Source organism: Pseudomonas sp. W4I3 (assembly GCF_030816195.1).
Taxonomy (GTDB): domain Bacteria; phylum Pseudomonadota; class Gammaproteobacteria; order Pseudomonadales; family Pseudomonadaceae; genus Aquipseudomonas.
The window spans coordinates 324,468-349,567 of record NZ_JAUSXS010000001.1; the positions used below are offsets into that span (position 1 = coordinate 324,468).

Below are 25,100 nucleotides of genomic sequence, written 5' to 3' on the forward strand. Positions count from 1 at the left end.
GGGGGCCCGCTTTCAACCGGCCCCCACATTTATCTACACAGTCGCAGCCACCGAAAGCCGCTGCGCACTGAGCCTAGCACTTAGCCCTGCAATGCCGCCAAAGTCAGGTCCAGGCACTGGCGGGCCTTGGACACCAGTTCGTCGATTTCTGCCTGGCTGATCACCAGCGGCGGCGAAATGATCATGGTGTCGCCCACGGCGCGCATGATCAGGCCATTCTCGAAGCAGAACGTGCGGCAGATCATGCCGGCGCCCTTCCCTTCGTAACGCTTGCGCGTGGCCTTGTCCTGCACCAGCTCGATCGCACCGAGCATGCCCACACCGCGTACTTCACCCACCAGCGGATGGTCCGCCAGTTCCCGCAGACGTTTCTGCAAATACGGTGCCGTTTCGTCGTGTACACGGCTAACGATTTTTTCTTCGCGCAGGATGCGGATGTTTTCCAGGGCCACCGCTGCTGCCACCGGGTGCCCGGAGTAGGTGAAACCGTGGTTGAAATCGCCGCCTTCGTTGAGCACAGCCACCACTTCGTCGCGCACGATCAGGCCGCCCATGGGCACGTAGCCCGAGGTCAGGCCCTTGGCGATGGTCATCATGTGTGGCTTGAGGTCGTAGAAGTCGCTGCCGAACCACTCGCCGGTACGGCCGAAACCGCAGATCACTTCGTCGGCGACAAACAGGATGTCGTACTTGGCGAGGATTTCCTTGATGCGCGGCCAGTAGCTGTCGGGCGGCACGATCACACCACCCGCGCCCTGGATCGGCTCGGCAATAAAGGCACCGACGTTGTCCACGCCCAGTTCCAGGATCTTCTCTTCCAGCTGGTTGGCGGCCCAGACACCGAATTCTTCGGGGCTCATGTCGCCGCCTTCGCCAAACCAGTAAGGCTGGGCGATGTGGGTGATGCCCGGAATCGGCAAATCGCCCTGCTCGTGCATATAGGTCATGCCGCCCAGGCTGGCGCCGGCCACGGTGGAGCCGTGGTAGCCATTCTTGCGGCTGATGATGGTTTTCTTGTTCGGCTGGCCTTTGATCGCCCAGTAGTGGCGGACCATGCGCAACATGGTGTCGTTGCCTTCGGAGCCGGAACCGGTGAAGAACACGTGGTTCATGCCAGCGGGTGCGACGTCGGAAATGACTTTGGCCAGTTCGAGTACCGGCGGGTGAGCGGTCTGGAAGAACAGGTTGTAGTACGGCAGTTCTTTCATCTGCTTGGCGGCGGCGTCAGCCAGTTCATCGCGACCGTAACCGATCGCCACGCACCACAGGCCGGCCATGCCGTCGAGGATCTTGTTGCCTTCGCTGTCCCACAAGTAAACGCCGTGGGCTTTGGTGATGATCCTTGGGCCTTTCTCTTTCAATTGCTTGAAATCGCTGAACGGCGCCAGGTGGTGATCATTGCTCAAGGCTTGCCATTCACGGGTTTGCGGGTTGTTGCTGGACATACCGATCTCCTAGACTTTTTCGGTGAGGGCGCGCCGTGTGAAAGACGCGCCCGGCGCATCAGACGGCGAAGAGCAGGAATTCCCGCTCCCACGAACTGATCACGCGCTTGAAGTTTTCATGCTCGGCCCGCTTGACCGCGACATAGCCTGTGATGAATTTCTGCCCCAGGTATTTCTCGATGGTCTTGCTGTTTTCCATGCGTTCCAGCGCGTCCTCGATGGTCAACGGCAGGCGCAGATTGCGTCGCTCGTAGCCACGACCTACCACGGGGGCGCTCGGGTTATGGCCTTCGACCATGCCGATGTAGCCACACAGCAGGCTGGCGGCAATCGCCAGGTACGGGTTGGCATCGGCCCCTGGCAAGCGGTTCTCCACGCGGCGGTTCTGCGGGCCGGCATCCGGTACGCGCAGGCCCACGGTGCGGTTTTCTTCGCCCCACTCTACGTTCACCGGCGCCGAGGTGTCGGGCAGGAAGCGGCGGAATGAATTCACGTTGGGGGCGAATAAAGGCAGCAATTCGGGGATGAACTTCTGCAGTCCGCCAATGTGGTTAAGGAACAGTTGGCTCATGGTCCCGTCTTCATTGGAGAAGACGTTCTTGCCGGTGGCGATGTCGATAATGCTCTGGTGCAGGTGCATCGCACTGCCGGGCTCGCCGGTCATCGGTTTGGCCATGAAGGTGGCAGCCACGTTGTGCTTGAGCGCGGCCTCACGCATGGTGCGCTTGAACACCAGGATCTGGTCGGCCAGGGACAGTGCATCGCCGTGACGGAAATTGATTTCCATCTGTGCGGTGCCGTCTTCGTGGATCAGCGTGTCGAGGTCCAGCTCCTGCAGTTCGCACCAGTCATAGACGTCTTCGAACAGCGGGTCGAATTCGTTGGCGGCTTCTATAGAGAACGACTGGCGACCAGTCTCAGGGCGGCCGGAGCGGCCAATCGGCGGTTGCAGCGGGAAGTCCGGGTCTTCGCAGCGTTTGGTCAGGTAGAACTCCATCTCCGGCGCCACGATGGGCTGCCAGCCGCGGTCGGCATAGAGCTTGAGGACTTTCTTGAGCACGTTGCGCGGCGACAGCTCAATCGGGTTGCCTTGCTTGTCGTAGGTGTCGTGGATCACCTGGGCGGTCGGCTCGATGGCCCAAGGCACCAGAAATACCGCGTTTTGGTCGGGGCGGCAGATCATGTCGATGTCGGCCGGGTCGAGCAATTCGTAATAGATGTCGTCTTCGACATAGTCGCCGGTTACGGTCTGCAGCAGCACGCTTTCGGGCAGGCGCATGCCTTTTTCGGCGATGAACTTGTTGGTCGGCGAGATCTTGCCCCGGGTGATGCCGGTGAGGTCGCCAATCATGCATTCGACTTCTGTGATCTTGTGGTCTTTCAACCAATCGGTGAGCTGGTCGAGGTTGTTACTCATAAATGCCTCTGGGCTGGGTTTCCTGGCATCCATTAAAAAGCCAGGCGTTGGTTGACGCAGCATCCGCGTCGTTTGTTCACTCAGGGTAGGAGCTTACCTGCCATTTGCCCAAGGGTTGCATTCCTCACGCCAAACTTGTGCAGAATCATGAGCAGCACCCCGCATCGGCGCGGCGCAGCTGCACATTCGAGACAAACAGAGGGGGAAAAAGAAGGGCGGCCCAAGCGTCAAGAATATTGGCCGGTTTGCAGGCATGCACGCTGCAAGGAGAAACGGATGACACAGCCTGACAGAAGCAGGCCAAGACGCCGGATGGCGGCAGGCGAGACATGAAGCACCCCGGTATTATTGCTGTTATGGGTTTGAATCGAGCTTAGCCTTGTTCATTTTTTTACACAACACCCCCGTAAAAAATACAACACGGCCCGCTCAAGCCTGCAGGTCCCAAGACCCTCAAACCCAAAAAACCGCCCCAAAAAGCCCCAAAAAAGGCGCCGCGGCGCTTTTTTAGGGCAAAAAAGGCCTCGCTTGACTTCGGCATGCCGTTCGGGTTGACTGAAACCAGAAAAGATCAATGATTGATATTTTTAACAACAAAGGTGTTGCATCATGTCGGTACCCCCGCGTGCCGTTCAGCTTAACGAAGCGAACGCGTTCCTTAAGGATCATCCTGAGGTTCTGTACGTAGACCTTCTAATTGCGGATATGAATGGTGTGGTGCGCGGCAAGCGCATCGAACGCACCAGCCTCCACAAGGTTTACGAGAAGGGCATTAACCTGCCTGCCTCTCTATTTGCCCTGGATATCAACGGCTCTACGGTGGAAAGCACCGGCCTGGGCCTGGATATCGGTGATGCTGACCGAATCTGCTATCCAATCCCCGACACCCTGTGCAATGAGCCCTGGCAAAAGCGCCCAACCGCGCAACTGCTGATGACCATGCACGAACTGGAAGGTGAGCCGTTCTTCGCCGATCCTCGCGAAGTGCTGCGACAAGTCGTGAGCAAGTTCGACGACATGGGCCTGACCATCTGCGCCGCCTTCGAGCTTGAGTTCTACCTGATCGACCAGGAGAACGTGAACGGCCGGCCGCAACCGCCCCGCTCGCCGATTTCCGGCAAGCGCCCGCATTCGACACAGGTCTACCTGATCGACGACCTCGACGAATACGTCGACTGCCTCCAGGACATTCTGGAAGGTGCCAAAGAGCAAGGCATTCCGGCCGACGCCATCGTCAAGGAAAGTGCCCCGGCGCAGTTCGAAGTGAACCTGCACCACGTCGCCGACCCGATCAAGGCATGCGATTACGCGGTACTGCTCAAGCGCCTGATCAAGAACATCGCCTACGACCATGAGATGGACACCACCTTCATGGCCAAGCCTTACCCAGGCCAGGCAGGCAACGGTTTGCACGTACACATCTCCATTCTGGACAAGGACGGCAAGAACATCTTTGCCAGCGAGGATCCCGAGCAGAACGCCGCATTGCGTCACGCGATCGGCGGTGTGCTCGAGACCCTGCCCGCCCAAATGGCGTTCCTGTGCCCCAACGTCAACTCCTACCGTCGTTTCGGCGCACAGTTCTACGTGCCGAACTCGCCGTGCTGGGGCCTGGACAACCGCACCGTGGCGATCCGCGTACCGACCGGCTCGTCCGATGCGGTGCGTATCGAACACCGCGTGGCCGGCGCCGATGCCAACCCTTACCTGCTGATGGCTTCGGTCCTGGCGGGTGTGCACCACGGTCTGACCAACAAGATCGAACCGGGTGCGCCAGTGGAAGGCAACAGCTACGAGCAGAACGAACAGAGCTTGCCGAACAACCTGCGCGATGCCCTGCGCGAGTTGGATGACAGCGAGGTGATGGCCAAGTACATCGATCCTAAATACATCGATATCTTCGTCGCCTGTAAGGAAAGTGAGCTGGAGGAGTTCGAACACTCCATCTCCGACCTTGAGTACAACTGGTACCTGCATACCGTTTAAGCGGGTGCTGCAAAAAAGAACGCCGCAGGCCTTATAGGCTGCGGCGTTTTTTTATGGAGTTCTTCTGAGGGACCGAGTCGGCAGCATCGGGAGCAAGCCCCCTCCCACACTGACCGCGTTGCAAATGTGGAATGCAATCAACTGTGGGAGAGGGCTTGCCCCCGATGGTGCTGGGCAGACAACACACCCTCCTGCTCATACAATGCCCGCTGCCCTGTAGGAGACTTCCATGCCGCCCCGCCCCGCCGCCCCTCGCAAACCACGTGCCCGCAGCCAAGCCCGGATCGACGCGATCCTGGACGCCGCCCGTGCCTTGCTGGCAACCGAAGGCGTGGCCGGTTTGTCGATTTACAGCGTGGCCGAACGCGCGCAGATTCCGCCATCGTCGGTGTACCACTTTTTCGCCAGCGTGCCGGCGTTGCTGCAAGCCTTGACCGCTGATGTGCACGCGGCCTTTCGTGCGGCCATCCAGGCGCCCATCGAGCACGATTCACTCCAGACCTGGCGCGACCTGTCCTGCATCGTCGAGCAGCGCATGCTCAGCATCTACAGCAACGATGCCGCCGCCCGCCAATTGATCCTGGCCCAGCATGGGCTGACCGAAGTCACCCAGGCGGATCGCCAGCATGACCTGGAACTGGGGGTGCTGATGCTGGAGGTGTTCAACCGTCACTTCGACGTGCCAAGCCTACCCAACGATGTGGATGTATTTGCCCTGGCACTGGAGTTGAGCGACCGCGTGTATGCGCGCTCGGTGCATCAGCATGGGCAGATTACGCCGCGTATGGCGCAGGAAGGGATGCGGGTGTTTGATGCGTATGTGGGGCTTTATTTGCCGGTGTATTTGCCCAAGCGGTGAGTCTTGTGTTGGCTGGGCCGGCCTCATCGGGGGCAAGCCCCCTCCCACCTTTGGATCTGTGAATACATTCAAAGTGTGGGAGGGGGCTTGCCCCCGATGACGACCTCAAGAGCGACGTCCATTACAACTTGGCAATCGACACCTCAGTCGACTTCACAAAGGCAATCACTTCGCTGCCAATCACCAGTTCCAGCTCTTTGACCGAGCGCGTGGTGATCACTGAAGTGACGATGCCCGAGGCGGTCTGCACGTCGATTTCCGACAACACGTCGCCCACCACGATTTCCTTGATGGTGCCTTTGAACTGGTTACGCACGTTGATGGCTTTGATAGTCATGGTTTTTCCTCTGCGAGTTATTGAGCCCAACGCAATTGCGTCGGCAGCGGTGAAACAGGTTCGGGTTCCGGCGGTGAGCCGGGCAGCGACAGCACGCGGTTGAGCACTTCGGCTTCCAGCGCAGCCAGGCGATGTGAGCCACGGGCGCGGGGGCGTGGCAGGTCGACGCTGAGGTCCAGGCCGATTTCGCCGTCCTCGATCAGGATGACCCGATCGGCGATCGCCACGGCTTCACTGACGTCATGGGTGACCAGCAGCACGGTAAAGCCGTGTTTCTGCCAAAGGTTCTCGATCAGTTGCTGCATCTCGATCCGTGTCAGGGCATCCAGCGCTCCCAGCGGTTCGTCGAGCAGCAACAGACGCGGCTGGTGAATCAAGGCGCGGGCCAGGGCGACGCGCTGCTTCTGGCCGCCGGACAACGCCGCCGGCCACTCATCGGCGCGCTCGGCCAGGCCGACGGCCTCCAACGCCTCCAAGGCCTTGGGACGCCAGTTGCCCTTGAGGCCCAGGCCGACGTTGTCGATGATCTTTTTCCACGGCAGCAGGCGCGCTTCCTGAAACATCAACCGCGTGTCTTCGATCGCCTCATGCAGCGGCGCGGAGCCCGCCAGCAGCTCGCCGCCACTGGCTTTGTCCAAACCCGCCAGCAGGCGCAGCAAGGTACTTTTGCCACAGCCGCTGCGGCCGACCACGGCCACGAACTGGCCGGCCGGGATATGCAGGTCGATTTCCTTGAGCACTTCGCGAGCGCCGAAAGACTTGCGCAACTTGCGCACCGCCAGGGGGATGCCCTTGAGCAGGCGCGGGGGTTGTTGAGCCGTCATGCCGCACCTCCCTTATTCACTTGATACGCCGGGTGCCAGCGCAGCCACACCCGCTCCAGGCCGCGCGCCGCCAGGTCGGCCAGCTTGCCGAGGATCGCGTACATCACGATGGCCAGCACCACCACGTCGGTTTGCAGAAACTCGCGGGCATTCATCGCCAGGTAACCAATGCCGGAACTGGCCGAGATGGTTTCCGCCACGATCAGCGTCAACCACATGAAACCCAAGGCAAAGCGCACGCCCACCAGGATCGACGGCAACGCGCCCGGCAGGATCACCTGCCAGAACAGGCTGAAGCCGGACAACCCGTAGCTGCGCGACATTTCCACCAGCGCCGGGTCGACGTTGCGAATGCCGTGGTAAGTGTTCAGGTAGATCGGGAACAGCGTGCCGAGGGCCACTAGAAATATCTTCGCGGTCTCGTCAATCCCGAACCACAGGATCACCAGGGGAATCAGCGCCAGGTGCGGCACGTTGCGGATCATCTGCACCGAGCTGTCCAGCAAACGCTCGCCCCACTTCGACAGGCCGGTGATAAAGCCCAGCGCCAGGCCGATGCTGCCACCGATCACAAAGCCCAGGCCCGCGCGCCAGCCACTGATCGCCAGGTGCGTCCAGATTTCGCCGCTGCGGATCAGGTTGATGCCGGCCTCGATGACCGCGCTGGGCGCCGGCAGAATACGCGTCGACAACCAACCTGCCGTCACCGACAGCTGCCACACCGCCAGCAGTAGGATCGGCAGCACCCAGGGCGCCACGCGATGACTGAATTTTTCCAGGTTCATAGCGCCGCCTCAGCTCTGTGATGCAGCTTTGGGAAGAATGTCGTTGGCCACCATCTCGCCGAATGGGCTGACGTAGCCGGCGCCTTTGGGCAGCTCAGGACGTTCGATATCCAGGTGAGGGAACAGCAGCTCGGCAACCCGATACGACTCTTCCAGGTGTGGGTAACCCGAGAAGATAAAGGTGTCGATGCCCAGGTCCGCGTATTCCTTGACCCGCGCCGCAACCGTTGGGCCATCGCCCACCAGTGCAGTCCCCGCGCCGCCGCGCACCAGGCCGACCCCAGCCCACAGGTTGGGGCTGACTTCCAGGTTGTCGCGGCTGCCGCCATGCAAGGCCGCCATGCGCTGCTGGCCCACCGAATCGAAGCGCGCCAGGGACGCCTGGGCGCGAGCGATGGTGTCGTCGTCCAAGTGGGAGATGAGTTTATCGGCGGCTTTCCAGGCCTCCTCATTGGTTTCACGCACGATCACATGCAGGCGAATGCCGAAGCGCAGGGTGCGTCCGAGCTTCGCGGCTTTGGCCCGCACCTGTTCGATCTTCTCGGCCACCGCTGCCGGTGGCTCGCCCCAGGTCAGCACCATTTCCACTTGCTCGGCTGCCAAGTCCTGGGCGGCTTCGGAGGAGCCGCCGAAGTACAGCGGCGGGCGCGGCTGCTGAACCGGCGGGTAGAGCAACTTGGCGCCTTTGACGCTGATGTGCTCACCGTCGTAATCCACGGTCTCGCCTTCGAGCACGCGACGCCAGATGCGGGTGAATTCCACCGACGCCTGATAGCGCTCTTCGTGGCTCAGGAACAAGCCGTCGCCGGCCAGTTCTTCCGGGTCACCGCCGGTCACCAGGTTGAACAGCGCACGGCCACCGGAGAGGCGGTCCAGGGTCGCCGCCTGGCGCGCGGCCACCGTCGGGGAAATGATCCCGGGGCGCAGCGCGACGAGGAATTTCAAACGCTGGGTCACGGGAATCAGCGAGGCGGCCACCAACCAGGAGTCTTCGCAGGAGCGCCCGGTAGGGATCAACACCCCACCGAAGCCCAGGCGATCAGCGGCCTGGGCCACTTGTTGCAGGTAACCGTGATCGACGGCGCGAGCGCCTTCGGCGGTGCCAAGGTAATGACCGTCGCCGTGGGTAGGCAGGAACCAGAAAATATTGAGGCTCATGGAGTTGTCTCCTGAAGAAGTCGGATTACGGCGCTTTGGCAACAGCGGCGGGTGGGGTCCAGATCACGTCCTTGATACTCAAGGGCTTGGGAATCAATTTGAGTTGGTAGAAGCTGTCGGCGATTTTCTGCTGGGCAGCGACCACTTCAGGCGTCAGGAACAGTGCGCCGTAGCCCTGGCGTTTCACCGAGGTCAGGGTGATGTCCGCCGGCAGGCCGAGCAGCGGCGCGACCTGGTCAGTCACTTCCTGCGGGTTGGCCTTGGACCATTCGCCCACGGCGCGCACTTCTTCCACCAGCGCCTTGATCACTTCGGGGTGCTGTTCGGCGTAGGGCTTGGTGGCCAGGTAGAACTGATGGTTGTCGGCGATGCCGGTGCCGTCGCGCAGGGTGCGCGCTTGCAGTTGTTTCTCGGCGGCGGCCTGGTACGGGTCCCAGATCACCCAGGCGTCCACACTGCCGCGCTCGAAAGCGGCGCGAGCATCGGCGGGCGGCAGGAACACGGTTTTCACGTCGGTGTAGGCAAGGCCGGCATCTTCCAGCGCACGCACCAGCAGGTAGTGCACGTTGGAGCCTTTGTTCAGCACGATTTTCTTGCCCTTGAGCTCGGCCACCGATTTGATCGTCGAATCCTTCGGCACCAGGATCGCTTCACTGGTCGGCGCGGGCGGCTCATACGCCACGTACAGCAAGTCGGCACCGGCGGCCTGGGCAAATACGGGTGGGGTTTCGCCGGTGACGCCAAAATCGATGGAGCCGACGTTCAGGCCCTCCAGCAATTGCGGGCCACCGGGGAATTCGGTCCATTGCACTTGCACGCCCTGGGCAGCCAGGCGTTTTTCCAGGGTGCCCTTGGCCTTGAGCAGCACCAGCGTGCCGTATTTCTGATAACCGATCCGCAGGGTTTCGGCGGCGTGGGCTTGAACGATGGCGCCGAAGGACACAGCCGCAGCAAACAGTGCGACCAGACCGCGACGCAAAATGACAGTGCGCATGGCGCTCTCTCCAAATATGCGATTAGGGTTTTGGCTGCACCTGCTTGGCCGTTGGCGGCTGAGTAAGGTGAGTGTTTCCAGATGTCGGGGTAAGGCTTAAATGCTCCAGCGAGCACTCAACAAGCGTTCATTCAACACATGCGGGTCCAGCGGTTTCGGGCGGCGGGCCATGGCGCTGTAGAACTGCTCCAAGGCCTCGTGCAAACGCTGTTCAAGCACCGGCACCAATTGCGCCTGGGCACTGCCTTCGCCATAGGCGATCTGGCTGTCTTCGGCAAAAATGCCATGCAGCAATTCCTGCGCCTTCAGCGCCGACAACACCGGTTTAAGGGCGTAATCCACCGCCAGCATGTGCGCGATGCTACCGCCGGTGGCCATCGGCAAGACCACCTTGTGGGCCAGGGCGCGCTCGGGCAGCAGGTCGAGGACCGTCTTCAAGGCACCGGAGAACGACGCCTTGTACACCGGCGTGGCGATCACCAGGCCATCGGCATTCGCCACTTGCTGCAACAGGTCAATGACCTTGGGGCTGTCGAAGCGCGCATGCAGCAGGTCTTCGGCCGGGAAGTCGCGGATCTGGTAACTCACCACTTCCACGCCCTGGGCCTGCAGCCATTGACGGGTTTTCTCCAGCAACACCCCGGAGCGGGAACGCTGACTGGGGCTGCCTCCAAGTGTTACGACCAGCATGCAAGTATTCCTTGAGCAAGTGTCGGCGGTTCGCTGTGTAACGATGACGCCAAGATGGAACAGACCTTAGCAGCAGATTTATATATCTTTAAATCTTATTTATTCATTTGTTTATTCTTTAAATGCATATGTGGATTGTGAATCGGCAGACGAAAAAAAAGGCCGTAAAAACGGCCTGAAAAACCCCTGCGGTGTGAACTGTGAAATGTGGGAGGGGGCTTGCCCCCTCCCACATGGGTAATGTGTTAACGATTGGGCTGTGGCGTAAGCCGCAGGTAGGGTTTGACTGCCCGATAGCCCTTCGGAAAGCGTTTCTTGATCTCTTCCTCATCCTTGAGCGACGGCACGATTACCACTTCATCGCCGTCCTGCCAGTTGGCCGGCGTGGCGACCTTATGGTTGTCGGTCAACTGCAACGAGTCGATCACCCGCAGGATTTCATGGAAGTTACGCCCGGTACTGGCCGGGTAGGTAATGGTCAGACGGATCTTCTTGTTCGGGTCGATCACGAACAAGGAGCGCACAGTGAGAGTGTCGCTGGCGTTGGGGTGGATCAGGTCGTAGAGGTCTGACACCTTGCGATCGGCATCGGCCAGGATCGGGAAGTTGACCACGGTGTTCTGGGTTTCGTTGATGTCTTCGATCCACTTGTGGTGCGAGTCCACCGGGTCAACCGACAAGGCGATGGCCTTGACGCCACGCTGGGCGAACTCGTCCTTGAGCTTGGCGGTAAAGCCCAGCTCTGTGGTGCACACCGGGGTGAAGTCCGCCGGATGGGAAAACAGCACACCCCAGCTATCGCCCAGCCATTCGTGGAAACGAATCTTGCCGGCGCTGGAATCCTGTTCGAAGTCGGGGGCGATGTCGCCCAGTCTTAGGCTCATGGTGTGGCTCCTGATGAGTGCTTATGGAGCCCACTGTGCATGGATCGTGGATAATTTAAAAAGAATAAATATCGATTTATCTAGACGATAAAGGAATATTAAAAATCTGTTCATTGGACTTGGGGACGAGCGAGGATCAACATCGTTTTCAAGGTTCGAGAAGGCCTTGAGACGCTGTAAAAAAGAGGGTTCAGGAAGGGCTTGCGGGGGGTTGAGCCCGACTTGAAAAGCAACACACCTTGCCCGGCATTGCGCCGGGCAAGGTTTTAAGCAGTTACTTGAACGCGTAGGTGTAGCTGACGATTACACGGTTTTCGTCCTGATCGCGCGCGGCAGCAACATCGTTGCGCCACATTGCGTTTTTCCAGGCAACACCGACGTTTTTGAACACGCCCTCTGGAACAACGTAAGCAACAGTAATGTCACGTTCCCACTCGGACTGGCCGGTGAACTCGGCACGGCTGCCGTTGACGGTGTCGATGTCGGTACCTTTGAGGTACACAACACCAGCGGTCAGGCCAGGCACGCCAACCTTGGCGAAGTCGTAGGAGTAGCGAGCTTGCCAGGTACGTTCGCCAGCACGGGCGAACTTGGCGATTTGCATGTCAGTGGTCAGGTAAGCCGACGAGCCGTCACCCTGGTTCAACCAAGGGAAATCGCTGCTGCCGTTGCTCACCTGGTAACCACCACCGAAGGTGTGACCGGCGACGGTGTAGAGGAACAGACCGCTGTACAGGTTGTTATCAACCTTGCCACGACCGGAGTTCACACCGCTGTAGTTGCCCGAGGAGAAGTAAGCGGACTCGTGGCCGTTCTTGCCGTCATCCGAGCTGTTGAAGTAACGCAGGTCGGACTTCAGTACGCCAGGACCGATGGCCCAGTTATGGGTCAGGCCCAGGAAGTGCTGCTTGTAGAAGTCTTCCAGATTGCCGTAGTAGTACTGGGCAGTCAGGTCTTTGGTGATCTTGTAGTCACCACCGGCGTAGTAGAACTTGTTGCTGTCACGCCAGTTTGCGCCACGGGAGTTGGCACCAGAGATCGACAGGTTGTCGACGTTGCTGGAGTTCCGGCCCTTGGCTTTTTCGATCTGACCGGCAACCAGCGTCAGGTCTTTGTTGAGATCGTTAGTGGTGATCTGGCCGCCCTGGAAGGTCTGCGGCAGCAGACGACCGTCGTTGGTCACGATAACCGGCAGCTTAGGCTGCAAGGTACCCAGCTTCAGTTCAGTCTGGGAGATCTTGGCTTTGGCAGTCAGGCCCAGGCTCGAGTAGTTATCAACGGCTTCGCCATTGGACTTGCTCGGGAACACGGTGCCACCGTAGGAGCTAGCCGTGGCGCCGTTGGTGCCGCCGCCGGAATCCAGGCGAACACCCAGCAGGCCGATAGCGTCCAGACCGAAACCTACGGTGCCTTGGGTGTAACCGGAGATGAAGCGCAGGTCAAAGCCCTGGCCCCATTCTTCTTGCTTGTTTTGTACACCGGCGCGCTTGTTGGCTGCAGTACCTGCGGCCGAGTCGCGGTTGTCGGTGTTGATGTAGAAGTTACGCAGACCCAGCGTTACCTTACTGTCATCGATGAAACCGGCAGCGCCTGCTTGCTGGGCGATTGCGCCCAACGCTACAGCCACAGCCAAGGTGGACTTCTTCATGTACCGCTCCTCTCATTTCTAATTTTTGTATTTCTTTGGTCTCGGGTCTGACGCCCTTGATCCACAGATGCGCGATTAGCGCCAGATAGTGACTACCAAGTCAATCGTAACCTTGTATGTCTACTACCTTCGTCTAAGCGCAGTTGATTTGGTCCCTGCAGGGTAATGAGTTTTTCATACACCCAAAAAGAATTGTTTCATTCTTTTTCATACCATTCAGGAATAAGAGCATTCGCGAAACGGGCTGGCCAGGTTAGACGAACCGTTCCATAAGCTAATTCCTAAAGGGTATTTACTGATGCTTTTTTAGATCGTTTAGTGTTGACGTTCGGTTGCATACGTCACTCACGATCAAAAAGGCGACGCCATCATGGCCAAACGCACATCCTCCCGTCAATTTGTTACAGTTTTTGTATCGGTATTACTTTCTTTTGGTGTCAACGCGGCTGACCTGACGGTCGGCTACCAGACCGGCATCGATCCCAGCAAAGTCCCACAGGCCGACGGCCTTTACGAAAAAGCCATCGGCGAAAAGATCGATTGGCGCCGGTTCAACAGCGGCCCGGAAGTGGTCAGAGCCATAGCCTCCGGCGATGTGCAAATCGGCAACCTCGGCTCCAGCCCCCTCGCGGCGGCCGCTTCACGCAACTTACCCATTGTGGCTTTTATCGTATCGGCACAAATCAACGCTTCTGAAGCCCTGGTGGTGCGCAACGGCAGCGGTATCGACAAACCCGCCGACCTGATCGGCAAAACCATCGCCACGCCGTTCGTCTCGACCTCTCATTACAGCCTGCTGGGCGCACTCAAGCATTGGGGGCTGGACACCAAGCAAGTCAAAGTCGTGAACCTGCAACCGGCCGAAATCGCAGCCGCGTGGAAACGTGGCGATATCGACGGCGCGTTCGTGTGGTCACCGGCCCTGGGCGAAATCCGCAAGACCGGCAAAACCCTGACAGACGCGGCGCAGGTGGGTCAGTGGGGTGCGCCCACTTTCGAGGTATGGGTGGCGCGCAAGGATTTCGCGGAAAAACATCCTGACGTAGTGGCCAAGTTTGCCAAGGTGACGCTGGACGCTTTTGCCGACTACGCCGCGCATAAGGACAGCTGGACGGTGGATTCAGAGCCGGTACAGAAAATCGCCAAATTGACAGGCGCGAACGCCACCGACATTCCTGAATTGCTGGCTGGCAGCACCTTTCCGGATGCACAGGCGCAACAGACCGAAGCACTGCTCAAGGGCGGCACGGCGAAGGCGATTGGGGAGACGGCGACGTTCTTGAAGGAGCAGGGCAAGGTCGAAACGGTGTTGCCGGACTATTCAGCGTATGTGACCGACAAATTCATCAAAGACTGATGCGGTCAAATGTGGGAGGGGGCTTGCCCCCGATTGCGGTCTGTCAGCGACTTATTAGTTAACTGACCCACTGCTATCGGGGGCAAGCCCCCTCCCACATTTGGACAGATGTGGATTAAGGACTATAAGGCCTTCTCGAAAATCTTCGAGTTGCGCTGATAGTTGTACAGCGACGCCCGCGCCGACGGCAGGCGGTCCACGCTGCTGGGCACAAAGCCGCGCTCACGGAACCAGTGCGCGGTGCGGGTGGTGAGGACAAACAAGGTCTTCAGGCCTTGGGCCCGGGCGCGGGTCTGGATGCGTTCGAGCAGCACATCGCCACGGGCGCCATGGCGGTATTCCGGGTTCACTGCCAGGCACGCCAACTCACCCGCATCCGAATCGGCGATCTGATACAACGCCGCACAGGCGATGATCATGCCTTCACGCTCAACCACGCTGAACTGCTCGATCTCACGTTCGAGCACTTCGCGGGAGCGACGCACCAGGATGCCCTGCTCTTCCAGCGGGCTGATCAGGTCGAGCAAACCGCCGACGTCTTCAATCGCCGCTTCGCGCACCTGTTCGAATTGTTCCTGGGCGACCAACGTACCGCCGCCGTCGCGGGTGAACAGTTCGGTGAGCAAGGCGCCGTCTTCGGCGTAGCTGACAATATGGCTGCGCCCTACGCCACCACGGCAGGCTTCGGCGGCGGCATCGAGCAGCTCTGCCTGATAGTTGCTGCCCAGGCGCTGCAGGTGCGCCGGTACTTGTTGCGGACGCAACTCACGCACCAGTCGACCGTTCTCATCGATCAGGCCCAGGTCGGCACCGAACAGCAGCAATTTGTCGGCGCCCAGGTCGATGGCGGCACGGGTGGCGACGTCTTCGCAGGCCAGGTTGAAAATCTCACCGGTGGGCGAATACCCCAATGGCGACAGCAAGACGATGGAACGCTCATCCAGCAAGCGGTTGATGCCCTTGCGGTCGACCCGGCGTACTTCGCCGGTGTGGTGATAGTCCACGCCTTCGAGCACACCGATTGGCCGCGCGGTCACCAGGTTGCCGCTGGCCACCCGCAGGCGCGAGCCCTGCATGGGCGACGAGGCCATGTCCATGGAAAGGCGCGCTTCGATGGCGATACGCAAATGCCCCACCGCATCAATCACGCACTCGAGCGTCGGAGCATCGGTAATGCGCAAGCCTTCGTGATAAGCCGGGGTCAGGCCGCGCGCTTCAAGGCGCGCTTCAATTTGCGGACGCGAGCCGTGCACCAGCACCAGGCGCACCCCCAGGCTGTGCAGCAGCACCAGGTCGTGAACGATATTGCCGAAGTTGGGGTGTTCCACACCATCGCCGGGCAGCATGACCACAAAGGTGCAGTCGCGGTGAGCGTTGATGTAGGGCGAAGCGTGACGAAGCCAATTAACGTATTCGGGCATAACACCTGGGCCTGTAATAAAAAGCAGCCGAAAAAAGGATCAATCTTGAAAGCGCACAGCGGGCTGATGGTTATCGTCGGAACAGGCTTGGCGACACGCTCACTCTCCTTTGTATGTACGAACAGGCAGGGGTTAATTTATGCAGGTTTCAGGCAGTAATGTTCGATCAGTTCCCGCAGTAGACGCACTGTAGGCTCCAAGCGTGACATTTCGAGGTATTCGCCTGGCTGGTGCGCACACGCGATATCGCCAGGGCCGAGCACCAGGGTTTCACAACCAAGGCGCTGAAGATAAGGCGCTTCGGTGCCGAACGCCACTGCTTCGGCACGATGGCCAGTCAAACGTTCCGCCACCCGCACTAACTCGGCGTCTTCGGGTTGCTCGAAGGGCGGCACTTCCGGAAACAGCGGTGCGTAATCGATCTTGACCTTGTGCCGCTCGGCCAAAGGCTTGAGTTTTTGCCGAATGGCGGCGCGCAGCACCTCGGGGTCCATGCCCGGCAAAGGTCGCAGGTCAAACTCCAGGGAGCATTGGCCGCAGATGCGGTTGGGGTTGTCGCCGCCATGGATGCAGCCGAAGTTCAGGGTCGGCTGTGGAACGCTGAATTGCGGGTTGCGGTATTCGCGCTGCCAGGCAAGGCGCAGGCCGCGAAGTTCGCCGATGGCGTCGTGCATGGCTTCGAGGGCGCTATGGCCCAGGCTTGGGTCCGACGAGTGGCCGCTGCGGCCAAGGATGTCGATGCGTTCCATCATCACGCCTTTGTGCAGACGGACCGGCTTGAGCCCGGTGGGTTCACCAATCACCGCCGCCCGGCCCAACGGCCGCCCTGCTTCGGCCAATGCGCGAGCGCCGGACATGGAGCTTTCTTCATCGCAGGTGGCGAGGATGAGCAACGGTTGCTTGAACGGTTGGTCGAGCAGCGGCAGCACCGCTTCTATCGCCAGCGCAAAAAAACCTTTCATGTCGCAACTGCCCAATCCTACCCAGCGGCCGTCGACTTCCGTCAGCTTGAGCGGATCGGTTTTCCACAGCGCCGCGTCGTAGGGCACCGTGTCGCTATGGCCAGCCAGCACCAGGCCACCAGGGCCACTGCCAAAACTTGCCAGCAGGTTGAACTTGCCGGGGCTAACCTGCTGGATGTCGATGGAGAAGCCCAGGTCGCCCAGCCAGGTGGCGAGCAGGTCGATCACCGGGCGGTTGGTCTGGTCGAGCGACGCTTGGGTGCAACTGACCGACGGCGCGGCAATCAGCGCGGCGAACTGCTCTTTCATGGACGGTAACGGCATGCGCGGTCTCCAACTTCCCGGATGAACCCCACTATAGAGCCATCTGCACGACACAATAAACCGTTGCGGCACGTTGCCGGGCTCAGTCCTGTACACTGCACGACCTTGGCAGCCACACTTTTCCCCGGCTGCGCTCCCGATCCTGGATTTTCCGGCCATGCAGAAAGAAACCGAAATCAAGCTACGCGTCAGCCGCGAAACACTCGCCGCGCTGCGTGAGCACCCGCTACTGAAAAAACGCAACAAAAGTGGCTGGGAACGCCGTGAGTTGATGAACCAATACTTCGACACCCCCGAACGCGACCTGGCCCAGGCCAAAGTCGCCCTGCGCTTGCGCAAGGACGGTGACGACATCATTCAGACCCTCAAGACCCGTGGCCAGAGCGTCGCCGGCTTGTCGGAACGTAACGAATACAACTGGGAACTGCCCAAAGCCAAGCTCGACGTGAAGAAACTCGACGGCGAATGCTGGCCCGAGCAACTGGCCGAGCTGGACAAAAAGACCCTCAAGCCGATCTTCACCACCGACTTCGTGCGCGAACGCGCCGAAATCGCCTGGGGTCGCGGCAAGGCCAAGGTGGTAATCGAAGCCGCCCTGGACCTGGGCCATGTGGTGGTCGGCAAGCAGAAGGAAGAAATCTGCGAGCTGGAACTGGAACTGCGCGAAGGCGAACCGGCAGCTCTGCTGGAACTGGCCGCCGAGCTGGCTGCGACCCTGGCACTGATGCCGTGCGATATCAGTAAGGCCGAGCGTGGCTATCGCCTGTATGACGCCAGCAGCTATTCCTTGAGCTTGCCGGCACCGCAGATCCACGCCGAAATGCCGTTGGACGATGCCTTCGCCGCGATCATGTGGCACCTGCTGGGCAGCAGCCAGCGCCTGGCCGAACAATATCGCTTCAGTGGCCACTGGCGTCTGCTGCAGGACTGGGTCGAGACCCTTGGCGAGCTGCGCGCCCTGATCGGCAGCCTCGGCCAGGCCGCGCCGCGTCAGTCCACCAGCCAATTGCGCAGTGCCCTGGATGCGTTGCTGGAAGACTGGCGTCCGCTGGTCCAGGCCGGTGACGACGATGAAGACATTCGCAAAGCCGCACCTGAACAGTTCGTTGAAGAACTGCAGGACGTGCGCTGGGGCCTGTTCTCCCTGAACACCTCACGCTGGCTGTTGGCCCGCGCCTGGACCGTCGAGCGCAACGTGCGTGGCAACCGCCAGGGTGGCGCGCAGATCACCAACTGGCTGCCGCGCCTGCTGGCCGACGACGCCGTCGCCCTGCAACTGCAGCGCTACCAGCAACAGCCGGAAGACCTGGCCGAGCAACTGCCGCGCATCGAGCGCATCCAGGCCTGGCTGCACCATGCGCGTCAGGTGGTGGACATCCCGGAACTGGACCGTTTGTACGGCGAACTGAACAAGCTGGCGCATCTGGCTAACCAGCCGATTACCGATGAGTCGCTGGATGCGCGGATGCATCAGGCGATTGCGGTTTATCAGAATCGTGCCTGGAAGACTTTGCTGCGTCTGTAATAGCGCTATCGGGAGCAAGCCCCCTCCCACAGTGACTGCATTCCAGAGTAGGAACTTGGTCAAGTGTGGGAGGGGGCTTGCCCCCGATTAGGCCGGGCCTGCTAGCGCAACACTGGCAGGCTGGTGGTAGATTTGATCTCAGACAAGGCCACAATCGAATTGACCTCCTGAATCCCCGGCACCATCGACAACTTGTCGAAGAAAAACCGCTCGTACGCCTCGATGTCTGACGCAACAATGCGCAACAGAAAGTCCACCGCCCCCATCAGCACGTAACACTCCAACACTTCCGGAAAGCCACGAATCGCTTCGGTGAACTCGGTGAAGTTGGACCGCCCGTGGGCGTTGAGTTTGACCTCGGCGAAAATCTGCGTGTTGAGACCGATTTTCTTGCGGTCCAGCAACGTGACTTGTCCACGGATCACCCCCTCCTCCTTGAGCCGCTGAATACGCCGCCAGCACGGTGACTGCGAGAGGCCGACCTGCTCGGCAATCTGTGCGCTGGAGAGCGAAGCGTCCTCCTGCAGCAGCGCCAGGATGCGGCGGTCGTATACGTCCAGCTCGCTGTGCATAGAAAAACCTCTTAACTTAGCCAAGTTGAATTATATGATTCGATTATTCGCCAAATTAGCGGGTTTTAGATAAGAAATCTCGCGTACCGAATGTAAAAATTTCTCCAGTCAAATTTGGAGATTGAGCATGCACGCCGTCGAAACCGTTCACTGTATTGCCCGCGTCGATGCATGGGCCGCCGATTGCCTTCACTGTGAGACCCAGTATCAGATCATTGCGGAGGCGGAACCGGACGTGCTGTGTCGAGTGCTGAATTACTTCGCACTGCAATTGCTCACGCCCAAACAAGTAAGCGTGAACAGGCAAGACGACCTGTTTTGCATCGATATCGTGATTGATAGCCTGAGCTGGCACCGCGCCCAGGTAATCGGTGAAAAATTTCGAAACCTGATCAGCGTGTGCTCCGTGGAGTTGTGGCCGGCGGGTGGCGCGCGGTCTCAAGCCGTGGGGGCAACGTCCAGGTAAAAGCCTGCAACACAGATGCACGGAGGATTTTCAGAGGCTGGCTAGGCTGGGATTACACCCGACGCCACCAGGAAACCCTCATGTCCGCCATCCCGCAAGATCACCCCCTGGAACTGCATCAACTGCTGCCCGCATTGGTCGAGCAGGAAGTGATCACGGCAGAGTTGGCGCAGCGCTTGTCGTCCGCGCCTCCCAGCACCCAGCATCCCCTGGAACGTATCGCCGCCGAAGGCCCGTGCCTGGAAACGTTGACTCAGTGGCTGGCCCGGCAGGCCGATCAGCCCTACCTACGCATCGACCCGTTGAAGATCGACGTTACAGCGGTGGTGCCGTTGATGTCTCACGCCTTCGCCCAGCGCCATGCCATCCTTGCAGTGGCCGTGGATGCCCGCAGCGTCACGGTGGCCAGCGCGCAGCCCCATGTCACTGGCTGGGAAGCCGGGCTTTCCCAGGTGCTCAAACGCTCGATCAAGCGCGTGGTGGCCAACCCCCAAGCCATCCAGCGCTGTATCAATGAGTTTTATCGGTTGGCCAAGTCAGTCAGCGGCGCCGATCAGAAAATCGCGGCACCCGGTAATGTCGAACTGCTCAGCCTTGGCGCCAGCGACAGGGAGCCGGACGCCAATGACGCGCATATCGTCAACATAGTCGACTGGCTCTTGCAGTACGCCTTCGGTCAGCGTGCCAGTGATATCCATGTCGAACCGTGCCGGGATCAGGGCCGTGTGCGCTTCCGCATCGATGGGCTGCTGCATGACGTCTACCAGTTTCCGCCTCAGGTCACCACCGCCGTGGTCAGCCGCCTGAAAAGCCTTGGGCGAATGAATGTGGCCGAGAAACGCAAACCCCAGGACGGCCGCATCAAGACCCGAACCCCGGCGGGCGCCGAAGTGGAGCTGCGCCTTTCGACCTTGCCCACCGCCTTTGGCGAAAAGTTGGTCATGCGTATTTTTGATCCCCAGGTGCTGCTCAAGAGTTTCGACGAGCTGGGTTTGTCTGCCGACGATCAACAGCGCTGGCAGGCCATGACCCGGCAGGCCAACGGCATCATTCTAGTCACCGGCCCGACCGGCTCGGGCAAGACCAGCACGCTCTACACCTCCCTCAAGCAACTGGCGACCCGCGAGGTCAACCTATGCACAGTGGAGGACCCGATCGAAATGGTCGAGCCAGCGTTCAACCAGATGCAGGTGCAGCACAACATCGACCTGACCTTCGCCAGCGGTATCCGCGCGTTGCTGCGCCAAGACCCGGACATCATCATGATCGGCGAGATTCGTGACCAGGAAACTGCCGAAATGGCGATCCAGGCCGCGCTGACCGGGCACCTGGTGCTGTCGACCCTGCACACCAACGATGCGCCGAGCGCGATCAGCCGCTTGCAGGAACTGGGTATCGCTCATTATTTAATCAAGGCAACTCTTATAGGCGTGATGGCACAACGCTTGGTGCGCGTGCTGTGCCCCCATTGCAAACGCGCCGTGGCTGAAGCCTACGAAGCCGTCGGCTGCGTGGAGTGCCGCGACAGTGGCTATCGAGGCAGAGCCGGACTCTACGAAATCATGAGCCTGGACGAAACCCTCAAGGCGCTGATCACCCCCGGCGCGGACGTGCAGGCCTTGCGTCATGCGGCCCTTGGGCAAGGCATGCATAGCCTGCGGATGGCCGGCCTGCAAAAGGTTAAGGCTGGGCTGACGACGATGGCCGAAGTACTCAGGGTTACCCCTGGGGATTCAGTAACAAATCCTTTGTTTGTTGGGCACTGAAACCGTTCTTATCCGTGACGAGGCCGTTACAATCGGCCGAACGACGTATCACTGACATCATCAGATAGGGAATCGCTATGCAGATCGGAACCGTACTGCTTCTTTTCGTGGGTTTGGCCATTGCCATCCTGTTCATGGGTTTTAAAGTAGTGCCCCAGGGTTACCAGTGGACAGTTGAACGTTTCGGCCGCTATACCAACACCCTCAAGCCCGGCCTCAATATCATCATCCCGGTCATGGACCGAATCGGCCGCAAGATCAACGTGATGGAAAGCGTGCTGGATATCCCACCTCAAGAAGTGATCACCGCTGACAACGCCACCGTGCAGATCGACGCCGTGTGCTTCTTCCAGGTGGTCAACACTGCCCAGGCCGCGTACGAGGTGAACAACCTCGAGCATGCCATCCGCAATTTGCTGCAAACCAATATCCGTACGGTACTTGGCTCCATGGAGCTGGATGCCATGCTCAGCCAGCGCGACGGTATCAACGAAAAACTGCTGCGCACCGTCGACGAAGCCACGGCGCCGTGGGGCATCAAGATCACCCGTATCGAAATCAAGGACATCAGCCCGCCCGCCGACCTGATGGCGGCCATGTCCGGGCAGATGAAAGCCGAGCGGATCAAGCGTGCCCAGATCCTGGAAGCCGAAGGCCTGCGCGCCTCGGCGATCCTCACCGCCGAAGGCAAGAAGCAGGCGCAGATCCTCGAGGCCGAAGGTAGCCGCCAGGCCGCCTTCCTTGAGTCCGAAGCGCGTGAGCGTCAGGCCGAGGCTGAAGCCCGCGCAACCCAGGTGGTGTCGGAAGCGATCGCATCGGGCAACGTGCAGGCGGTAAATTACTTCGTCGCGCAGAAATACATCGATGCGTTGGGCAAGCTCGCGTCAGCGAACAACAGCAAAGTGATCCTGATGCCGCTGGAGGCCAGCCAGGTGATTGGTGCCGTGGGCGGTATCGGCGAGATCGTCAAAGCGACTTTCGACAGCAAGAAAGGCTGAGGCCGCCGCCATGTGGGATTTCCTTCAGCATCTTTCGTTCTGGGACTGGCTGGCGCTGGGCACCGTGTTGTTGATTCTCGAGGTATTCGGGGCCGGAGGCTACCTGTTGTGGATGGGTATCGCCGCAGCCGCCGTGGGGGTGATCAAGTTTATCGTTCCGCCCCTGGGGCTTGAGTGGCAACTGTTACTGTTCGCCCTGTTGTCGATATTGACGGCGGTGTATTGGTGGAAACGCCAACGCAGCAGCACCAAGGCCAGCGACCAACCCGGCTTGAACGAGCGCGGTTCAGAGCTGATCGGGCGCACCTTCGTGGTGCATCAAGCGATTGTGGACGGCCGGGGTAAGGTCAAAGTCGGCGATGGGGTTTGGATGGTAACCGGTGCCGATGCGCCTGTAGGCGCTCAAGTCCGCGTGGTTAGCCAGGATGGAGTGGTTTTGAAGGTTGAAACTGTTTAGTCAGTGATGGAACTGGATCAGGTTAACTACAATCAAAACGTACAGATAACCCACCGGAGTCACCCATCATGCGTCTTAAATATGCTGTCGCAACCCTCGCTGTGCTTTCCCTCCCTGTCGGTTCAGCCATGGCCGACAGCTTCTGGCGTAATGTCATCTCGTCGGGCGCCACCACCGGCTCGACTTACCTGACCTTCAAGGACCACAAGCTGGTGGTCGCGGCTCAGGACGACGCGGGCAGCTTCGTTGCCAGCGACGGCGGCATTCGCGGCCCGTACCTGGAAGCAGCCATGCAGAAAGTACGCGCCGACAACCCTGGCCTCCAGGCCACGGATATGGAGCTGGCCAACGCCATCCTCGCGAAGAACGCTGTTACCGAGTAACAACTGCACGTTAAAAAATGCCGCTTTTTCAAGCGGCATTTTTTTGTCTGCAACGTGACGAATCGTTCACGGGCGACAGGCTATATTCAGTCGAGCCATGCAACCATGCAGGACTCACACGTCCATTACTTATCGCCTAACTGAAACGGATGCCTTCTTCGTCATGAGCCAACTGCCCTTCCTGCCGTTCTCCAAACCTACCATTGATGAAGCCACCATCTCGGCGGTCGGCGATGTGCTGCGCTCGGGCTGGATCACCAGCGGACCGAAGGTGCAGGCGTTCGAAGCGCAGTTGTCGGAATACTTTGGCGGCCGTCCGGTACGCACCTTCAACTCCGGCACTTGCACCATGGAGATTGCCCTGCGCGTTGCCGGTATCGGGCCGGGGGATGAAGTCATCACCACACCGATTTCCTGGGTTGCCACGGCCAACGTCATCCTCGAAGTGGGCGCCACCCCGGTGTTCGCCGATATCGACCCGGTGACCCGCAACATCGACCTGGCCCAGGTTGAAGCCGCGATTACCCCACGCACCAAGGCGATCATCCCTGTCTACCTGGCCGGCTTGCCCCTGGACATGCCGATGCTTTATGCACTGGCCAACAAGTACAACCTGCGGATCGTCGAGGATGCCGCCCAGGCGCTGGGGTCCAGCTGGGACGGGGAGCGCATCGGCGCGACCGGTGACTTCGTGTCGTTCAGCTTCCAGGCGAACAAAAACATCACCTCATCGGAAGGTGGTTGCCTGGTGCTCAACAGCGCCGAAGAAGCCCGCCTGGCCGAGAAATACCGCCTGCAGGGCGTTACCCGCAGCGGCTTTGATGGCCTGGATGTGGACGTGTTGGGCGGCAAATTCAACATGACTGATATCGCGGCCACCATCGGCCTGGGCCAATTTGCCCACATCGAGAAGATCACTGCCCATCGCCAGAACCTGGCACGGCACTACTTCGAATGCTTCGGCAGCGATTTCGAAGAGCAGTACGGCGCGCAACTGCCGCCGGCGGACTTCGAGAACAGCAACTGGCACTTGTTCCAACTGGTATTGCCGGAGCGTCAGGACGGTTTGCCTGCCCGCGCCACCTTTATGGAGCAGATGCAGGCCCACGGCGTCGGCATTGGCTATCACTACCCGCCGATCCACCTGCTGAGCCTGTATCGGGCACAGGGGTTCAAGGAAGGCATGTTCCCGGTTGCGGAGAAAGTGGGGCGTTTGATCGTGTCGTTGCCGATGTTTACGGCGATGACAGAGGCGGATGTGGAGCGGGCCGTGGCGGCGGTCAAAGCAGTATTGAAAGCAGACTGATCACCCAATGTGGGAGGGGGCTTGCCCCCGATGACGGAGTGTCAGCCAATGCATCTTTGACTGAACCACCGCTATCGGGAGCAAGCCCCCTCCCACATGGGCCTTGCGTTTACTCGCCGATGGCCGCTTTATAGCCGGCGGAGTCGAGCAGTTTTTCCAGATCAGCCGGGTTGCTTGGCTTGAGCTTGAAGATCCAGGCGCCGTACGGATCAGAGTTCAACAGCTCAGGACTACCACTCAACTCTTCGTTGACGGCAATCACTTCGCCAGCCACCGGCGCATAGATATCCGAAGCTGCCTTCACCGACTCAACCACACCCGCCTGCGCTTCTGCGTCAAATTTGGCGCCGACCTCAGCCAGTTCAACAAACACCACATCACCCAAGGCTTCCTGTGCATGGTCGGAGATCCCGACAGTCACGGTGCCGTCGGCTTCCAGACGGGCCCACTCGTGACTTTCGGCAAAACGCAGGTCGGCAGGGATATTGCTCATAGTCTGTGTCCTCAAGAAGAAATGTCAGCGGCCATTGGCCTGC

24 protein-coding genes are annotated in these 25,100 nt (G+C 59.8%); 10 read left to right on the plus strand and 14 right to left on the minus strand.

Annotation, left to right across the window (positions count from 1 at the left end):
- Nucleotides 1-80: 80 nt before the first annotated feature.
- Together QF045_RS01505 and QF045_RS01510 are read right to left on the minus strand one after the other, a co-directional pair.
- Nucleotides 81-1,445 (minus strand): aspartate aminotransferase family protein, encoded by a 1,365-nt coding sequence (locus QF045_RS01505; RefSeq protein ID WP_306490783.1) that lies wholly within the window; start codon nucleotides 1,443-1,445, stop codon nucleotides 81-83.
- A gap of 58 nt (nucleotides 1,446-1,503) precedes the next feature.
- On the minus strand, nucleotides 1,504-2,862 hold the full coding sequence (locus QF045_RS01510) for a glutamine synthetase family protein (RefSeq protein ID WP_057014226.1): 1,359 nt from the start codon (nucleotides 2,860-2,862) through the stop codon (nucleotides 1,504-1,506).
- Nucleotides 2,863-3,471: 609 nt separating this feature from the next.
- On the opposite strand from QF045_RS01510, the gene QF045_RS01515 reads away from it, so the two are divergent.
- Both QF045_RS01515 and QF045_RS01520 read left to right on the plus strand, forming a co-directional pair.
- Nucleotides 3,472-4,848: a glutamine synthetase family protein gene (locus QF045_RS01515; RefSeq protein ID WP_003176781.1), complete on the plus strand. Its 1,377-nt coding sequence runs from the start codon at nucleotides 3,472-3,474 to the stop codon at nucleotides 4,846-4,848.
- A 229-nt stretch (nucleotides 4,849-5,077) separates the two neighbouring features.
- Nucleotides 5,078-5,707 (plus strand): TetR/AcrR family transcriptional regulator, encoded by a 630-nt coding sequence (locus QF045_RS01520; RefSeq protein ID WP_306490784.1) that lies wholly within the window; start codon nucleotides 5,078-5,080, stop codon nucleotides 5,705-5,707.
- 121 nt (nucleotides 5,708-5,828) lie between these two features.
- On the opposite strand, the gene QF045_RS01525 is transcribed toward QF045_RS01520, so the two are convergent.
- The 8 genes from QF045_RS01525 to QF045_RS01560 form a co-directional block, all read right to left on the minus strand.
- The gene (locus QF045_RS01525) at nucleotides 5,829-6,044 is read right to left on the minus strand and encodes a molybdopterin-binding protein (RefSeq protein ID WP_003176783.1); all 216 of its coding nucleotides are present in this window, start codon (nucleotides 6,042-6,044) and stop codon (nucleotides 5,829-5,831) included.
- Nucleotides 6,045-6,061: 17 nt separating this feature from the next.
- Nucleotides 6,062-6,868 carry an aliphatic sulfonates ABC transporter ATP-binding protein gene (gene ssuB / locus QF045_RS01530; RefSeq protein WP_306490785.1) on the minus strand — a complete coding sequence of 269 codons (807 nt, stop codon included), beginning with the start codon at nucleotides 6,866-6,868 and terminating at the stop codon, nucleotides 6,062-6,064.
- Nucleotides 6,865-7,653, minus strand: a complete 789-nt coding sequence (gene ssuC / locus QF045_RS01535; protein ID WP_124388663.1) for an aliphatic sulfonate ABC transporter permease SsuC — start codon at nucleotides 7,651-7,653, stop codon at nucleotides 6,865-6,867. Before ssuC ends, ssuB begins: the two co-directional genes overlap by 4 nt.
- Nucleotides 7,654-7,662: 9 nt before the next feature.
- The gene (gene ssuD / locus QF045_RS01540) at nucleotides 7,663-8,811 is read right to left on the minus strand and encodes an FMNH2-dependent alkanesulfonate monooxygenase (protein WP_124388664.1); all 1,149 of its coding nucleotides are present in this window, start codon (nucleotides 8,809-8,811) and stop codon (nucleotides 7,663-7,665) included.
- Between the two features lie 25 nt (nucleotides 8,812-8,836).
- Nucleotides 8,837-9,805, minus strand: coding sequence for a sulfonate ABC transporter substrate-binding protein (locus QF045_RS01545; protein ID WP_124388665.1), 969 nt, complete (start codon nucleotides 9,803-9,805; stop codon nucleotides 8,837-8,839).
- A gap of 96 nt (nucleotides 9,806-9,901) precedes the next feature.
- Complete coding sequence (gene ssuE, locus QF045_RS01550) at nucleotides 9,902-10,495, minus strand: NADPH-dependent FMN reductase (protein WP_306490786.1); 594 nt, start codon at nucleotides 10,493-10,495, stop codon at nucleotides 9,902-9,904.
- A 245-nt stretch (nucleotides 10,496-10,740) separates the two neighbouring features.
- Nucleotides 10,741-11,379 (minus strand): peroxiredoxin, encoded by a 639-nt coding sequence (locus QF045_RS01555; RefSeq protein ID WP_015886425.1) that lies wholly within the window; start codon nucleotides 11,377-11,379, stop codon nucleotides 10,741-10,743.
- Between the two features lie 274 nt (nucleotides 11,380-11,653).
- The gene (locus tag QF045_RS01560; RefSeq protein ID WP_306490787.1) at nucleotides 11,654-13,027 is read right to left on the minus strand and encodes an OprD family porin; all 1,374 of its coding nucleotides are present in this window, start codon (nucleotides 13,025-13,027) and stop codon (nucleotides 11,654-11,656) included.
- Between the two features lie 370 nt (nucleotides 13,028-13,397).
- Here QF045_RS01560 and tauA point away from each other — a divergent pair, with 370 nt between their 5' ends.
- Nucleotides 13,398-14,384 carry a taurine ABC transporter substrate-binding protein gene (tauA, locus tag QF045_RS01565; RefSeq protein WP_306490789.1) on the plus strand — a complete coding sequence of 329 codons (987 nt, stop codon included), beginning with the start codon at nucleotides 13,398-13,400 and terminating at the stop codon, nucleotides 14,382-14,384.
- A 122-nt stretch (nucleotides 14,385-14,506) separates the two neighbouring features.
- Here the strand turns inward: tauA and argA are convergent, their stop codons facing one another.
- Nucleotides 14,507-15,805 (minus strand): amino-acid N-acetyltransferase, encoded by a 1,299-nt coding sequence (argA, locus tag QF045_RS01570; RefSeq protein WP_306490790.1) that lies wholly within the window; start codon nucleotides 15,803-15,805, stop codon nucleotides 14,507-14,509.
- Nucleotides 15,806-15,942: 137 nt separating this feature from the next.
- Nucleotides 15,943-17,091 (minus strand): acetylornithine deacetylase, encoded by a 1,149-nt coding sequence (gene argE / locus QF045_RS01575; protein WP_306490791.1) that lies wholly within the window; start codon nucleotides 17,089-17,091, stop codon nucleotides 15,943-15,945.
- Between the two features lie 157 nt (nucleotides 17,092-17,248).
- Between argE and QF045_RS01580 the strand changes: the two genes are divergently transcribed.
- Nucleotides 17,249-18,616 (plus strand): inorganic triphosphatase, encoded by a 1,368-nt coding sequence (locus tag QF045_RS01580; RefSeq protein WP_306490792.1) that lies wholly within the window; start codon nucleotides 17,249-17,251, stop codon nucleotides 18,614-18,616.
- Between the two features lie 101 nt (nucleotides 18,617-18,717).
- Here QF045_RS01580 and QF045_RS01585 read toward each other — a convergent pair whose 3' ends face one another.
- On the minus strand, nucleotides 18,718-19,188 hold the full coding sequence (locus QF045_RS01585) for an Lrp/AsnC family transcriptional regulator (RefSeq protein ID WP_043046970.1): 471 nt from the start codon (nucleotides 19,186-19,188) through the stop codon (nucleotides 18,718-18,720).
- Between the two features lie 127 nt (nucleotides 19,189-19,315).
- On the opposite strand from QF045_RS01585, the gene QF045_RS01590 reads away from it, so the two are divergent.
- From QF045_RS01590 to QF045_RS01615, 6 genes are all read left to right on the plus strand, one after another.
- Nucleotides 19,316-19,654, plus strand: a complete 339-nt coding sequence (locus QF045_RS01590; protein WP_306490793.1) for a hypothetical protein — start codon at nucleotides 19,316-19,318, stop codon at nucleotides 19,652-19,654.
- An 80-nt stretch (nucleotides 19,655-19,734) separates the two neighbouring features.
- A complete protein-coding gene (locus QF045_RS01595) occupies nucleotides 19,735-21,420 on the plus strand; it encodes a GspE/PulE family protein (RefSeq protein WP_306490795.1) in 1,686 nt (561 codons plus the stop codon).
- Nucleotides 21,421-21,497: 77 nt separating this feature from the next.
- The gene (locus QF045_RS01600) at nucleotides 21,498-22,418 is read left to right on the plus strand and encodes an SPFH domain-containing protein (RefSeq protein ID WP_122485113.1); all 921 of its coding nucleotides are present in this window, start codon (nucleotides 21,498-21,500) and stop codon (nucleotides 22,416-22,418) included.
- 10 nt (nucleotides 22,419-22,428) lie between these two features.
- On the plus strand, nucleotides 22,429-22,875 hold the full coding sequence (locus QF045_RS01605; RefSeq protein WP_306490796.1) for an NfeD family protein: 447 nt from the start codon (nucleotides 22,429-22,431) through the stop codon (nucleotides 22,873-22,875).
- Between the two features lie 68 nt (nucleotides 22,876-22,943).
- The gene (locus tag QF045_RS01610) at nucleotides 22,944-23,258 is read left to right on the plus strand and encodes a DUF2388 domain-containing protein (protein WP_003176799.1); all 315 of its coding nucleotides are present in this window, start codon (nucleotides 22,944-22,946) and stop codon (nucleotides 23,256-23,258) included.
- 163 nt (nucleotides 23,259-23,421) lie between these two features.
- Entirely contained in the window at nucleotides 23,422-24,564 is a 1,143-nt protein-coding gene (locus QF045_RS01615; RefSeq protein WP_306490797.1) for a DegT/DnrJ/EryC1/StrS aminotransferase family protein, read from the plus strand.
- Nucleotides 24,565-24,673: 109 nt separating this feature from the next.
- On the opposite strand, the gene gcvH is transcribed toward QF045_RS01615, so the two are convergent.
- Nucleotides 24,674-25,057, minus strand: coding sequence for a glycine cleavage system protein GcvH (gene gcvH / locus QF045_RS01620; protein ID WP_306490798.1), 384 nt, complete (start codon nucleotides 25,055-25,057; stop codon nucleotides 24,674-24,676).
- Nucleotides 25,058-25,100: the final 43 nt, after the last annotated feature.